Source organism: Streptomyces sp. NPDC057702, assembly GCF_042799315.1.
Classification (GTDB): domain Bacteria; phylum Actinomycetota; class Actinomycetes; order Streptomycetales; family Streptomycetaceae; genus Streptomyces.
Map to the genome: position 1 here is coordinate 53,016 of NZ_JBHVJC010000005.1, position 14,120 is coordinate 67,135.

Here is a 14,120-nt window from a genome sequence, read left to right on the forward strand (position 1 = left end):
CTGGTGTCTCACTCGTCGACCGCGCCGGAGCCGCTGGAGAGCTGGGCGAGCCGGAAGACCACGAACTCCGCGGGTTTGACCGGGGCCACCCCGACCTCGCAGATGACCTGGCCCGCGTCGATGCTCTCCGGCGGGTTGGTCTCCCGGTCGCACTTGACGTAGAACGCCTCCTCCGGCGTGAGCCCGAAGAGCGCGCCCTTGCGCCACTCGTTGACCAGGAACGCCGAGATCGTCCGCCGCACCCGGGCCCACAGGGCGTCGTCGTTGGGCTCGAAGACCACCCACTGGGTGCCGGCGAGAATCGACTCCTCCAGGTAGTTGAAGAGTCGGCGTACGTTGAGGTAGCGCCAGGCGGGATCGCTGGCCAGGGTGCGCGCGCCCCACACCCGCAGGCCGCGTCCGGGAAAGGCACGGATGCAGTTGAGACCGATGGGGTTGAGGAGGTCGTGCTCGCCCTTGGTGAGCTGTGTCTGGAGCGCCACCGCGCCGCGCACCACCTCGTTGGCGGGCGCCTTGTGGACGCCGCGCGACGCGTCGTTGCGGGCCCAGACGCCGGCGACGTGCCCGCTGGGTGGCACGAACGCGTTGCGGCCGACGGCTGGGTCGAACACCTTGACCCACGGGTAGTAGAGGGTGGCGTACTTCGAGTCGAAGCCCGTCGTCTCCGTGCGCCAGGCCCGCACCTGTTGCGGGCTGAGGGCGGGCGGCGGGTCGAGGATGGCGATGCGGTCGCCCATCAGCTCGCAGTGCGCGATCAGCCCCTGCTGGACCGCGATCACCGTCTCCAGGTCGAGCACGCGCCGCTGGTAGGCGCTCATCAGGTCGGGAGCGGCGACCATCGTGACGTCCTCGACCGCCTCCAGCCCGCCGAACCCGGTCCGCTGGTCCGGGTCACCCACGTACGACTCCGTCGTCAGCTCCTGGGGTGTCACGCCCGCGGCCCCACCGGGTGGCACGGCCAGCCGGACCGACTGCGGCTCGGGCCGGGGCGGCGCCGCCCCCTTGCCGGGCTCCTCCAGCGCGATCAGCCGGGAGCGCGCGGCGACCTGGGTGGCGACGTTCTCCTTGCTGCGCTTGGTGGTCACCACCGGATAGGTTTCGGCGACCTCGCCGTTGTGCCGGACGATGAGCTTGAACACGTCCTGCGGCGGGTCCTCGACCTCCGCCGAGGCGACCTCGACGGTGACCTCTCCCGTGACGCCGGGGAGTGTGCGCACGACGTACGGGCCGAGCGGGACCTGCGGCGGGGCGTCCAGTTCCTCGGGCGGCGCGGTGTCCCCCGCCTCCGCGTCCGGCGCGGCACGCGAACCGCCGATACGGATCACGTAGCAGGTGCCCCCGCCGTTGGCGAAGTACCCGTAGACCGAGGTGGCCAGGTATGTTCCCTCCACGAAGTCGCCGAAGACGGTGACGAACTGGGTCCAGTTCGTCACCAGCGTCGGCTCGTTGAAGGGCCCCTTCTCGGCGAACCCCACGAAGGCGGCAACCGAGGTCCCCACCCCCTCGATGGGCCGTGACCCGGACTCCACCTCTTCGACGTAGACACCCGGGGACAGGTACGACGACGGCATACCACTCTCCTTGGCCGGGGGAAACGACAGCGATTCTCGCCATGTAAAGGATCAGCCGGAAAGAACTTCGGGCTACTTGGCGTGCCGTCCGGGTTGCCCCAAGGGGCAGCCGGCTGATCGCTGGTCGGTCACCACGGGGTGCACCCGATCATTCCTTTTCCCTCGCGGCCGATCGCCGCGAGGGGCCTCATCCTGACGCTCATGTCCACTGCGCGCGCGGGGAGTTGGGAACACCGGAGGCGGCGCACAGCGAGCACAACCTCCGGGCGGTAGCCAGGTGTCGCCGTGAAGAGCACACCCGACGTGCCGTCCACCGCGCGCCAGCGCCCCCATCCGGGTGTGCCCGCCATGGGGCAGCATACGGGCGCCGTTTCCGAGGTGACGCCGGCTACCGAGGTGACCCCTGGGGTGTCACGCGCTGTCCGTACGCCACCCACCCCGGTCCCCGGCGGACCGAGCCTGGACCGGCGCGGTCTGCACCGTCTGCAGCGTGCGGCGGGAAACGCGGCGGTCTCGCGCCTGGTGGCGCAGCGGTACGCGGCGCCGGTGAAGCCCTCCCCGGCGCAGGCGCCGGGCTTCCGGCGGGTCAAGGCGGACGTCGGGACGAAGAAACAGACGGTCAAGCGGCACCAGCCGGCGACGACGGAGTCGCGCTCCGCGCAGGACGCGGCGGTGGCGCCGCCGGACGACAGGGAAGCCCAGGGCAAGGCGGCACAGGCCGAGAAGATGAACGCGGCCAAGCCGGGCGAGTTCGACAAGCAGGCGTTCATCGACGCGGTGAACAAGGCGATCGCCGACCAGGCGCCGAAAAACCTGAACGAGGCCGACAAGTTCGCCGACTCCGGCAAGGCCGACCAGGTCAAGGAGCAGGTGAACGGCAAGGTCACCGACGGCAAGAAGACCTCCGCCAAGGACATCGAGACCACCACCCGGGCCGCCCCCGACACCTCGAAGGCCAAGAGCAAGAAGGTCACCCCGATGACGGCGGACAAGCCGCCGGGGAACCCGGGCGCCCCCAGCGCGAACGACGCGGTCCCGGACAAGCAGCCGCCGGCGGTGACGGACTTCTCCGACGGGCCGAAGCAGAACGACAAGGCGATGGCCGATGCCGAGGTCACCGAGGAGCAGTTGGCCAAGGGCAACGAGCCGCAGTTCGACGAGGCGCTGAGCGAGAAGAAGAAGGCGGAGGAGGACGCGAGGAAGGCCGGTCCGGCGAGCCGTCGAGCCGAGGACGCGGAATTGGCGGACGCGAAGGCGGGCGCCGCGGCGGCCGGCGCGAGCGCGATGGCCTCTCTGACCGCGACGCGCGGCGAGGCGGGCCAGAAGGTCGACGGCGGCAAGGGCGAGACCAAGTCGAAGGACGAGAAGAAGCGCGAAGAGGTCACCGCCAAGCTGCAGAAGGTCTTCGACGCGACGAGGAAAGACGTCGAGTCCACGCTTGAGGGCTTGGACAAGAAGGTGGACGACCAGTTCACCAAGGGCGAGAAGGCGGCGAAGGACGCTTTCACCGACGACCACAAGCGCCGCATGAAGAAGTACAAGGACAAGCGCTACTCGGGCTTCCGCGGCAAGCTCCGCTGGGTCAAGGACAAGTTCAAGGGCCTCCCGGAAGAGGGCCTGAACATCTTCAAGGAGTCGCGCAAGCTCTACGTCTCGAAGATGCGGGGCGTCATCTCCTCTATCGCCGACACGATCGGCACGGAACTCGGCAAGGCCAAGGCCCGCATCAAGCAGGGTCGTTCGGAGTTGAAGGCCGAGGTCGACAAGCTTCCGGAGGACCTGAAGAAGTACGGCCAGGAGGCGGCGAAGGACTTCGAGGGCAAGTTCGAGGACCTGGAAACCAAGGTCAACGAGAAGTCGGACGAGCTGGTCCAGACCCTGGCCCAGAAGTACACGGAGGCCCTGAACAAGGTCGACGAGGAGATCAAGAAGCTCCAGGACGCGAACAAGGGCCTGATCGCCAAGGCCAGGGACGCGATCGTCGGGGCCATCAAGACCATCATGGAGCTGAAGAACCTCCTGATGGGCATCCTCGCCAAGGCCGCCTCCGCCATCGGCAAGATCATCAAGGACCCGATCGGCTTCCTGGGCAACCTAGTCAAGGCCGTCAGCGCCGGCCTCAACCTCTTCACCTCCAACATCCTCGACCACCTGAAAAAGGGCCTGGTCGCCTGGCTCCTTGGCACCGCCACCAAGGAGGGCATCGAGATCCCGGCCAAGTTCGACATGAAGGGCATCATCCAACTCGTCGGCTCCATGCTCGGCCTCACCTGGGACAACCTCCGCGCCCGCATCGTCGCCAAGGGGGTGCCTGAGCCGGCGATGGAGAAGGTCGAACAGTCCGTGCCGGTGGCGGGCGCGCTGTCGCGGGAGGGCCCGGCCGGGGCGATGGATGAGATCCAGGCCGATACGGGTGACCTGAAGACCAAGATCCTGGATGACCTGAAGGCTTATCTGGTGCCGACGGTCATCATCGCGGGCATTTCGTGGATCGTTTCGCTGCTGACGCCGGCCTCGGCTTTCGTGCGGGCCGTCAAGGGCATCATCGACATTATTACTTTCATCGTTAATCAGGGTGCGCAGATCGTGGAGTTCGTCAACGCGGTCCTTGATGCGGTGATCGCTATTGCGGGTGGAGGTAGCGCCGGGGTCCCGAAGATGGTCGAGGCTGCACTAGCGGCGAGCATTCCGTTGCTGATCGGGTTCCTGGCCGCGCTCGTGGGGGTCGGCGGGCTGGCCAACAAGGTGAAGAGCGTGCTGCGGGCTGCGGGGCGGCCGGTGAAGCGGGCGATTGACAAGCTGGTGGGGGTGATTGCGCGGAAGGGGAAGGCGATATGGGGGCGGTTGCGGAATAGTGCAGGAAAAAAGAAAGAGAAGCAAGGGGACGCGAGGAGAAAGACCGACCCCAAGCGTGACCCAAAAGGAAGAGCACGAAAAGAAACCGACAGCAAGGGAGGGTCGCAGAAGCGGAAACAACAACAACCGGACGGCTCCCCCGAGAGGGCACGAAATAGGGATAGCAGCAGAAGGCAAAGCGAAGCCTCCGACTCCAGAGAAAGCAAGAAGAGTGAAGACGTGAAGCGCCTCGCTCGGGAAATGCTATCGGCTCCCACAGCTAAACCACTAGGAAGCAAACAGGAACTGGAAACGATTGTCGCCAATGTATTCAGTGCATTGCGACCCCAAGGGCTTCGATCACTTAAAGCCACGCAGGCTGGCACCAGCGATCGCTACGTCATCACAGCAAAAGCCAGCCCAGCAAGCACGGTCGGTGTCGCGTCTCTCAGCACCGCAGAGAAAAAAGAAATAATTCGTGCAGCCATCAAGGCAGCGAAAGATTCAAACGAAAGCCCCATCATAAGATTTTTGCAGAAGATGACTGCGGGAGAGACCATTACCGTGCGAGTTTCCGGCAAGGACTACAAAGTCGATCTGACATTTTTCACGGAAACCTGGGCCGACGCGAAGGTCAGAGCGGATGTGGGAGACAAATTCCGCAGTGCAGTCGATGGGCATCACGAGTGGATTCCAACTGAGTGGATTCTCGCCGTCGTAGAGCGCGCACGAGACGTCACAAATTACACTGACGGGGCTGAATGGCTAAAGGTACACCACGGGCTACGCAGCCACACGCAATATTTAGTCTATTTTAACCCCAAGGCCCAACCGCGCACAGCATCGAAGGCTACGAAGAAATACAGCATTCCCCAAGGCCACGTGGGCGCAGTCTATTTCACCGGCAGAATTGGCAGGGAGTCCTTCACAGACCATCCGATGACGAGAGGCCGGTACGCGTTTCACTCGTCACTAGGGAGCGCTTTCAAAAACAGTAGCACCATTAAGGAAGCCGTCTCCGAGTTGCGAACACGCATGGAGGAGTGGATTTGGAACGGAAATGATTCGTACCCGTACGACATCCACCCGGGATGCAAGGACAAGGACAAACAAGCCATTACAGCCAATGATCAGCAGCGCAACTTCAGCGAAGTAGTGAAGGACTTCGATAAGTGGAGCTGAAAAATGGGAGAATCTCGGAACAGGAAAGCGACACGAAGCGCAACCGAAGCTTTGAATCGGATACAACGCTCACGACTACCCAAGAAACACAAGGATAATTACACAAAGTTTATCGAGCGGTTCCCCAGCACATGCTTCACGAGGGACACCGTCAAATCACTAAACAGCGTAGAAGCTAGAGACTCAGTAAAGATACCAGCACATTTGCGAGAAAGCAGAAAGATCCTAGCCTTCACCCGCCCGCCAATGCTGGCACGCTTTGACGGCTATGACTATGACTGTAGTAAGTCAGACCTCACCACCCCTATTTGGTACCGCATCGAGCTGGGGAATACGGGGGACGAGGAGATGGAGATGTTCACCGGCCCGGCTCACAGCTATACGGTCGGATCGTGGTATGGCTCGGATCGCTCCTATCTGGCAGTCGACCTAGCCAACCCGGATGACGAACGGATATTCGAGTTCACCGGAGAAGATGTTTTCTCTGCTCACATAGCTGGTGAACCCGCTGACGCAAGCATTCAGGCTGCTTTTGAGTCCTACTCAAGCATGCTTGCCCGGGTCATCGAACTGAAGACACAAGACGGCACCGTATTGCGCGCCTGCTAGCTTGGGTCGATCTTCGCGGACAGCAGCGTCGTCGGACTCACCCGTCACATGGGGCAGGGCCGAGGCCCGATATCCAGCACCCTTATCGTAGAAGTTTTGTTAGAGTGAAGCATGCCCACTTCCCCCTACGCCCCCGGTGAGGGGCCCACCATGTCCGTCTCGGTGTCCGTCCACGAGGGCACGATCGAGGCGGTGCGCGCCCGGGTCGGCAAGCGCGGAGTGTCCGGGTACGTCGAGGCCGCCATACAGCGTCAGATCGAACGCGACGGCCTGGCCGAGTTGATCGCGGCCAACGAGGAGATTCACGGACCGCTGACCGACGAGGAGATCCGGGCCGCCGAAGAGAAGATGTTCGGCGGTAGCACGGAGGCGGCAGCTTGAGCAGTACCTGGGTGCTCGACAGTGAGGCCCTGTCCCTCTACCTGCGCGCCGACAAGGAAATGACCGCCCTCCTCGCGGTAGCCGCCAAGCGAGATGTTCGGGTCCTCGTCAGTGCGGTCACCATCGTGGAGGCCGACCCCGGCGGCGTGCACAAGGCCCGCATGGCGTGGGCGCTCTCGCGGCTCGTGGTTGAGCCCGTGACGAAGGAGATAGCCGCCCACGCGGTCACGCTCCTCCAGGACGCCGGCCAACTCGCCGGCCACAAGTACGCCATCGACGCGATGGTCGCGGCCACCGCCCTCCGCCAGCCCGGCCCCGTCACCGTACTCACCTCGGACACCGAGGACCTGCGCATGCTGTGCGGCAAGGCCGCCACCATCACCAAGGTCTAACCCACCCACAGCACCATCAGAGCAAGCTCACACCAACAACCCCACATACTCCCCGAACTCCGAAGCCAACGTCAGCCGACCCAGCTTCTGGTACTCGCGCTGCACCGCATGGATCAGGTCCTCCATGCGCACCGGCCCGCCGGACTCCGCCGCCAAATACGCCGCAGTCACCGCGACCGAGCGGATGTTGCCGCCCGCCAGTTCGAAGGACTCCGCGCAGAAGTCCAGGTCCAGGCCCTCGGCTCGGGGCAACAGCGGGCCCAGGCACCGCTCCCACAACACCCGCCGCTGCTCCGCGTCCGGCATCGGAAAGTCCACCACCAGGTCCAGGCGGCGCGTGAACGCGTCGTCCAGGTTGGCCCGGAGGTTGGTGGAGAGGATGGCCAGGCCGTCGAAGGACTCCATGCGTTGGAGGAGGTAGGCGCTTTCGACGTTGGCGTAGCGGTCGTGGGCGTCCTTGACCTCCGAGCGCTTGCCGAAGATCGCGTCGGCCTCGTCGAAGAGGAGGACGCCGTTGATGCCGGCCGCTTCGGAGAAGATCCTCTCCAGGTTCTTCTCCGTCTCGCCGACGTACTTGTCGATGACCGTGGCCAGGTCGACCGTGTAGAGGTCAAGGCCCAGGTCGGCCGCGATGACCTCGGCGGACATCGTCTTGCCCGTGCCGGAGTCGCCCGCGAACAGGGCTGCCACGCCGCGGCCACGGCCGCCGCCGGGGCGCATGCCCCATTCGCCCAGGACGCGGTCGCGGTGGCGGGCGCGGGCGGCGAGTTCGCGGAGTTGGGCCAGCGGGTCGGTGGGGAGGACCAGATCGTTCCAGGTGACGGCGGGTTCGATGCGGCGGGCGAGGCGGTCGAGGCCGGCGGCGTTCTGGGCGCGGGCGCCGGCGCGTACGTCATCGGCCTGGACCTCGCCGCCGTTGAGGGTGGCGACCTGCGCGGCGCTGCGGGCCGCCTGAGCCACCTGCGCCGGGGTGAGGAGGAAGGGTGACAGGACGCGGGTGAGGTCCAGGCCCGCGGCCAGCGGCGCCGGGTGAGCCTGCTCCCACAGCGCGGCCCGCGCCGCCGGCCCCACCCTGGGGGCGGGCAGCAGGAGGGGCGGGCGGGCCGACCAGGTCGCGTCCCAGGGGGCGCGGCCGACGAGGATCACGGGCAGATCGGCCTCCGCGACGAGGCGGATCACCTCCGGTTTCTCCCTGGTCAACGGGTCGATGGGGGCGCCGACCAGGCCGGCGCCGGTGAGGCGGGCCTCACGGACCAGGGCGCGTACGGCGTCCGTCGGATGCGGGTCAGCGGCCAGGCGTTCCAGGTCCACGCCGATGACGGCGCGGCCCGCGCGGGCGAGTGCCGCCGTGGCGAGTGCCGTGCCCGCGCCGCCTTGTTCCTCGCGGAGGTAGGTCAGCCCGACGCCGCTGGTGATGGCCCTCGCCAGCGGTGCCGGGTCGCCCGCGCCCGGAGTCCGCCGCCAACCCGTACCCGGGTCGCCGTGCCACGACGCGAGGAGGTCGGCCACCCGGGTGTCGGGGGTGTCATGGCCCAACAGGTGTGCGGTCACCCGGTCGGGGACGCGTAACGCACGGGCCAGGAACGGGCGGTCGGGCTCCTCGACCAACAGCAACCCGCCGGCGCGTAGCGGCGCCGCCGGGTCCAGCCGGCCCCGCGCTCGCGCGTCGGCCGCCGACACGCCACACAGGCCGAGCGCGAGGCCGGCCGTGGGGCGTTGCCGGGTGACGTCGTCGTTCAGGTACGCGTAGAACTGCTCGAAGCGGTCGTCCAGGTCCGGGACCAGCGCGATCAGCAGGATCTCCACATCCAGCGCGGTCAGGCCGAACTCGCGGGTGAGGGCGCGGAGACGGGTGGGCCGACCGCCCGGTCCCGACGCGTGCGCCGGAGGCCCGGTCCCGGTCTCAGCCACACCCTCGACACCCGCGTCCGCGCCAGCCTCGTCGCCAGCGCCGGCGCCAACCCGTACGCCGACACCAACCCCAGTCGCGCCGGCCTCGGGCCCAACCTCCGTGCCAGCAACCCTACGAAGCGACCCCACCGTCCCCGAGCCAGCCCACGTCGCGGCCGCCCCCGAGTCAGCCATCCGGGAGCCAGCCACCCCCGAGCCGGCCCGCAGCGCGTCCGCCTGGTCCGCCCATGCCTCGGCCGCCGCCAGGCGGTCCGCGTCCGCCTCGTCGGGGCCCGTGGTCGTGCGGCCCTCGTCCAGGAGGCGGCGTACGGTCTGGTCGTCCAGGTAGAGGCCGCGGAACGCGTCGTCCGGGTGGGGGTCGGTGGTCTGGCGGGCGTCCACCGCTCGGCGTACGCGCTGCTCGATGAGGGCGGCTCGGGCCAGCAGGTGACGCAGGCTCAACTCGGCGGCGGGGTCGGTGGACTCCCCGCTCATCCGCGCCGTTCTTCCGCGATACGGCGCCGGATGCCCGCCCGACGTCGCCGAGCGGCGCCCGGTTCGGTGTCGGGCTTGCCGGTGGCGGGGTCCGGCATGACCAGGTCGGGGCGCCCTGGCTGGCGGCCGTAGAGGGGCAACTCGGCGCCGCTGGGCGTGCGTTCGCGTGGGCGTCCCTCGCCTGTCGACGCCTGCGGGTCGTGGTCGGCGAAGCCGAGGCGTAGGCCCTCGTCGGTGACGGGCGGGCCCGCCGGGTAGATCGGGGACTCGGTGACGGGAACGCTGACGACCAGGTCGAGCGAGGGTTTCAGCTCGCCGCCGAGCGCGCTCCACACGTCGGCGAAGGAACGGTCCTCGGGCGGCGGCAGGGCCACCGTCATCGGGACGGCTACGCCGATCTCGGCGAGCGTGCCGGTGAGGCGTTCGGCGGGCAGCGACTCGTGCCGGAGCAGGCACGTCAACAGCGACGACAGCAGGCGGTGTTCGTCCTCGGGGCGCTTGGTCCAGGCGGTGATCAGGTACGAGAGCTTGAAGAAACGCGGCGGGCGGCGGCGGGCCACGACCACACCGCGCGCGTCGTACTCGTTGTGCAGGCCGCGTTCGCGCAGCCGCATGTCCTCCCGGATGTCGTACAGGTACAGGTTGACCGTGGGGGCGTTGACCTTGGCCGCCCACTCGCGGGTGGGCGCGTCGAAGACGACAGCGATCTGGGCGCCCGCCAGGACGTCCGTGCGAAACAGCGCGCGCAGCACCTCGTCCACCTCGTGGATCACGGCCCCGCCTCTCTCGTACGTCGGTACGTGCTGGCCTGTCACGGCCGTGGGTTCGCCCGCGCGGTGGCGGGCGCGCCGGGTCAGCTTCGGCCGGCGAAGTCCGGTGGCCGCAGGTTGCGTTGCACCACCAGGAACGGCTTCGTCAGCCGGTCCAGGCCGCGTACGTGGGCGCGTAGTTCGCGCGGGCCGAGCTGGTCCTTGCGGAGGACGAGCATCTGCGCGGTGAACATGCCGTCCCCGCCGACCCGCACCGACGAGCGCGCGGCCGTGATGCCCGGCTTCCAGGACAGCGAGACCACTGCCCCGGGCGGGAAGTCGGTGCCCCGCACGATCGCCACCTGGCCGGGCCTGCCGACCCCGGGGGTGATGGCCAGCTTGGGTTGGAGGACACGGACGCGGGCCGTGGCGCGGTTGTCGCGTGGGTCGGAGTCGGCGAGGGAGCCGCGAACGGATGCCTGGACGTCGCCGTTGATCGCTGTCCGGTACGTCGCCGTCTGGGCCACGACGAGCCGTCCGCCTGGTGCGAGGGAGCAGGGGTCGCGGCGGGTGCAGGCTGTCGGGGAGGTGAGGGTGAGCTCGCGCGCGTCCCCGGGGCGCGGCCAGGCGGTGTCGAGGACGACGTCGCGCGCGATGTCGGGGCCGGCGTTGGTGAGGACGAATCCGGCCGTGATCCGCTGGCCCGGGTAGCCACGGGCGGGTACGACGCTGGCGCGGACCGCCACGTCGGCACGGGGCGGCCGGGGCGGGTCGGGTGGGTTGGGTGGGTCGGAGGGGTCGGGTGGACTGGGCGGATCGGAGGGGTCCGGGGGGTTGGGTGGGTCGGGTGGCTCCGGGGCGGGCAACACGGTGAAGGTCGCCGAGCCCGTGCCCTCGTTGCCCGCCGAGTCGGTCGCGGTGCAGGTGACCGCCGTCCTGCCGACGGGGAAGAGCGACCCGGACGGCGGGTCGCAGGTGACGGGCAGCGAACCGTCCACCTGGTCCACGGCGGTGGCCGGGAAGGTGATCCGCACGCCGCTGTCGTCGCGCGCGTCAGCCGTACGGTCGTCGACGACGACCACCGGTGCGGTCACGTCGTTGACGTCGATGGTGACGCGCTGCCGGTAGTTGGGCGCGGGACCGGGGTCGTCACCGTCACCACCGGGGCCACCCGGGTCACCGCCCGGGCCGTCACCCGGACCACCGGGTTCACCGCCGGGGCCACCCGGATCGCCACCCGGTCCGCCAGGGTCGCCGCCTGGCCCGCCTGGGTCACCACCGGGACCACCCGGATCGCCACCCGGCCCACCCCCAGGCCCACCGGGGTCACCCCCAGGCCCACCGGGGTCACCACCGGGACCACCCGGATCGCCACCCGGCCCACCGGGGTCGCCGCCCGGCCCACCAGGATCGCCACCCGGACCCCCGGGGTCACCCCCAGGCCCACCGGGGTCACCACCGGGACCACCCGGATCGCCGCCCGGGTCGCCGCCGGGCCCACCCGGATCACCACCCGGACCACCAGGCCCACCCGGGTCACCGCCCGGACCTCCGGGGTCACCCCCGGGCCCGCCGTGCTGGCCCCCGTGGTGACCGCCGGTCGCGGTCGTACCTCCCAGCACACCGCCCGTCCACGTACCGTGCTGGCCGCCGTGGGTACCGGCGATCACGCCGCCGATCACGCCGCCGACCGCCGGATCGCCCCCGGTGGAGCCGTTCGTACCACCGTGCGTGATGTCGCTCGTGCCGCCCCGTGTACCGGCGTGGGGTTGGCCGATGGGGGTGCCGTCGTGGGTGTGCCCGCCGCAGGCGCCGCTTCGGCCGTCGGCCACCGCCTCGGCGCACTCGTCGGTTACGCCGGCGCCACCGATCAGCCCCGCGACGGCGTCACGCTCGTCGCGGCCGTCGGCCACGCCCCCGTCATCGCCCTCGGCGGGCTCCCGCGCCGGGTCGTCGAAGAGGTTCGCGTGCACGGTCGAGTCCGGGTCGGGGACCCTGCCGTCCAGCAGGAACTGGACGCCGCACGCCACCCTCGCCCCCTGAGGCGCGTCGGCGGCGAGCTCGACGGTCTCCCGGAAGCTGGCCACCTCGCCGCTCGTCACCTCCTGGGACTCCGGTTCCAGCCGCACGCGTAGGGACGGGTGGCAGGTGGCGGGCTGGTGGGTGACGGTGGTGGGCAGGTTGGTCAGGCCCTCCACGATCCTCTCGACGACCTGGTCGGCGTCGATGCCCTCGAAGAACTTGCCGTTCGTGGCCTCGACGATCTGGGTGGCCTGGTTCGGCTCGTGTGTCGGCTCCCCGTTCTGGTCGGGTCCGTTGCCGTTGTCGCCGTTGCCGTTGAGGCCGTCACCGAGGTAGGTGGTCACGTCGACGGCGATGACGCGCGCACCCGCGTCCCGCAGGGCGTTGGTGGCGTCGCCGAGCGTGTGCCCCAGGCTGGGGTCGTGGCTGGAGGCGTCCCCGACCAGCACCACGACCGGGCTCGCGTCCTCGCGGAACCTCGTCCTGCCGTCGGCGCCATTCGCGATCTGCCACAGGGCGTTGATCCAGTCCTCGGCCGGCCCCGGGCTGTCCGCGCCCAGCTCGGCCGCCAGGCCGTCCACGGCCCGGTTCACCGCCGCCACGTCGCGGGTGAGTCCCTGGGGCACCTCGAAGGCCCGGGCCCGGTCCGTCCGGTCCCCGAAGCTGGCCACGGCGAACTGGGAATCGGGCTGCGCCGCGCGCACCTCCTGGGCGATGTCCTTGAACCCGCGCTTCAACGCGGTGAGCGTCGCGTCCATGCTCAGCGTGAGGTCCGCGAGCAACACCACGTCCGGTCGCGGCGGCACCACGGGCGTGCGTACCTCCTTGACCACCTCGACCGACTCCCCCGGATCGAGGGCGCGCTCCACCACGGCCGGGGTGACGCCCTCGTCCGGGCCGGGTGAGCCACGGTCGACGGCCGCGCCCGGTACGACGCTGACCGCGAGCAGCAGCGCCAGGGTCAGCGCGGCGACGCGGAACACATGGGTGCGTTCGGGCCGTTCGCCGTGCCACGCGTGGCGTCGCCCGGCCGCTTCGGCGCCGGCGCGCGCCGGGCTCGTGCCGGGCGCGTGGCCACCGTCGCGGGCTTCGACGCGCCCGCCGGCCCGCCGTCCGCCCGGCCGCCACCGGGCCGGCCACCAGCGGGCCCGGCCCTCGGTGTCGGTTCCGGCCCGTGTTGGAAAGCGCTCACGCCCCCGCACAGAACACCCCACTCGGTCGATGACACCCCTGCCGCATCCGCATCGCCCGGCCCGCGCCGCCCGGCGCCCCACCCCGTGTCGCGGGCCCTACGCGGCACGCCCGGCCCACGTCGTACGCGGACGTCGTACGCGGCACGCCCCGGCCGGGGTGCCGCTCCCGGCCCATACGCGCCAACGGCCGCACGGCCCGCGCCGGCCTCAACTCCCGCCGCGCCCAGGACCGGACTCGGCCGGCGTCGGGTGCGCCCTGTCAGATGGCCGGCGCCGACCTGCGGCCCGGGCGGCGGCCTGGGGCCGGACCGGCCAACGCGCCGCGCACCAGCCTCGCCGTCGCGACCACCGCCGACAGCGGGGCGCGAGCCAGCCCTTCGGGTACGCAACCTGCCCGAAGGTGCACACCCCGCACCCCGACGTCCGACGTGAGCCACCCGCCCAGCCCGTCACCCCGTTACCCGGCCACCCGCCCCGCCCGGCCGCGCGCGGGCCACCCAAGGTCACCGGCCCACCCGAGTCAGCCACACCCGTCACACCCACAGACGGCCACCCCGCCGCCGACGCCAGCCACACACAGCACAACCATCACCGGCGCCCCCACCCACCCACCACCGTCACACCCACGACCAACCCCGCCCCCCACGCCCCACCCTCACAGCCTTCTCCGACGTACGGCCACACCCGGCACAGCCACCCACCCACGGCCCACGCCATGCCGGTCGACACAGCCAACACAACCAGCACAACCGGAGCCACCCAGTCACGGTCGCCACAACCGGGGCCGTCACAACCGGCTGT

8 protein-coding genes are annotated in these 14,120 nt (G+C 69.6%); 4 read left to right on the forward strand and 4 right to left on the reverse strand.

Going from position 1 to position 14,120, the window contains the following annotated elements; genetic code table 11:
* Positions 1-8: 8 nt before the first annotated feature.
* A complete protein-coding gene (locus tag ACFVFR_RS04895; RefSeq protein WP_383698168.1) occupies positions 9-1,571 on the reverse strand; it encodes a phage tail sheath family protein in 1,563 nt (520 codons plus the stop codon).
* Positions 1,572-1,856: 285 nt separating this feature from the next.
* Between ACFVFR_RS04895 and ACFVFR_RS04900 the strand changes: the two genes are divergently transcribed.
* The 4 genes from ACFVFR_RS04900 (at position 1,857) to ACFVFR_RS04915 (ending at position 6,970) form a co-directional block, all read left to right on the forward strand.
* The gene (locus ACFVFR_RS04900) at positions 1,857-5,588 is read left to right on the forward strand and encodes an HPC2 multi-domain protein (RefSeq protein WP_383698170.1); all 3,732 of its coding nucleotides are present in this window, start codon (positions 1,857-1,859) and stop codon (positions 5,586-5,588) included.
* Positions 5,589-5,792: 204 nt separating this feature from the next.
* Complete coding sequence (locus tag ACFVFR_RS04905) at positions 5,793-6,197, forward strand: hypothetical protein (protein WP_383698172.1); 405 nt, start codon at positions 5,793-5,795, stop codon at positions 6,195-6,197.
* Between the two features lie 111 nt (positions 6,198-6,308).
* The gene (locus ACFVFR_RS04910) at positions 6,309-6,578 is read left to right on the forward strand and encodes a hypothetical protein (protein WP_383698174.1); all 270 of its coding nucleotides are present in this window, start codon (positions 6,309-6,311) and stop codon (positions 6,576-6,578) included.
* Positions 6,575-6,970, forward strand: a complete 396-nt coding sequence (locus ACFVFR_RS04915) for a type II toxin-antitoxin system VapC family toxin (protein ID WP_383698176.1) — start codon at positions 6,575-6,577, stop codon at positions 6,968-6,970. The genes ACFVFR_RS04910 and ACFVFR_RS04915 overlap by 4 nt, the downstream gene beginning before the upstream one ends.
* A gap of 27 nt (positions 6,971-6,997) precedes the next feature.
* Here the strand turns inward: ACFVFR_RS04915 and ACFVFR_RS04920 are convergent, their stop codons facing one another.
* The 3 genes from ACFVFR_RS04920 to ACFVFR_RS04930 all read right to left on the reverse strand — a co-directional run bounded on the left by ACFVFR_RS04920 (position 6,998) and on the right by ACFVFR_RS04930 (position 13,109).
* The gene (locus ACFVFR_RS04920; protein WP_383698177.1) at positions 6,998-9,355 is read right to left on the reverse strand and encodes an ATP-binding protein; all 2,358 of its coding nucleotides are present in this window, start codon (positions 9,353-9,355) and stop codon (positions 6,998-7,000) included.
* A complete protein-coding gene (locus tag ACFVFR_RS04925; RefSeq protein WP_383698178.1) occupies positions 9,352-10,128 on the reverse strand; it encodes a DUF4255 domain-containing protein in 777 nt (258 codons plus the stop codon). The genes ACFVFR_RS04920 and ACFVFR_RS04925 overlap by 4 nt, the downstream gene beginning before the upstream one ends.
* 80 nt (positions 10,129-10,208) lie before the next feature.
* Positions 10,209-13,109 carry an HYR domain-containing protein gene (locus ACFVFR_RS04930; protein WP_383698180.1) on the reverse strand — a complete coding sequence of 967 codons (2,901 nt, stop codon included), beginning with the start codon at positions 13,107-13,109 and terminating at the stop codon, positions 10,209-10,211.
* Positions 13,110-14,120 lie beyond the last annotated feature (1,011 nt).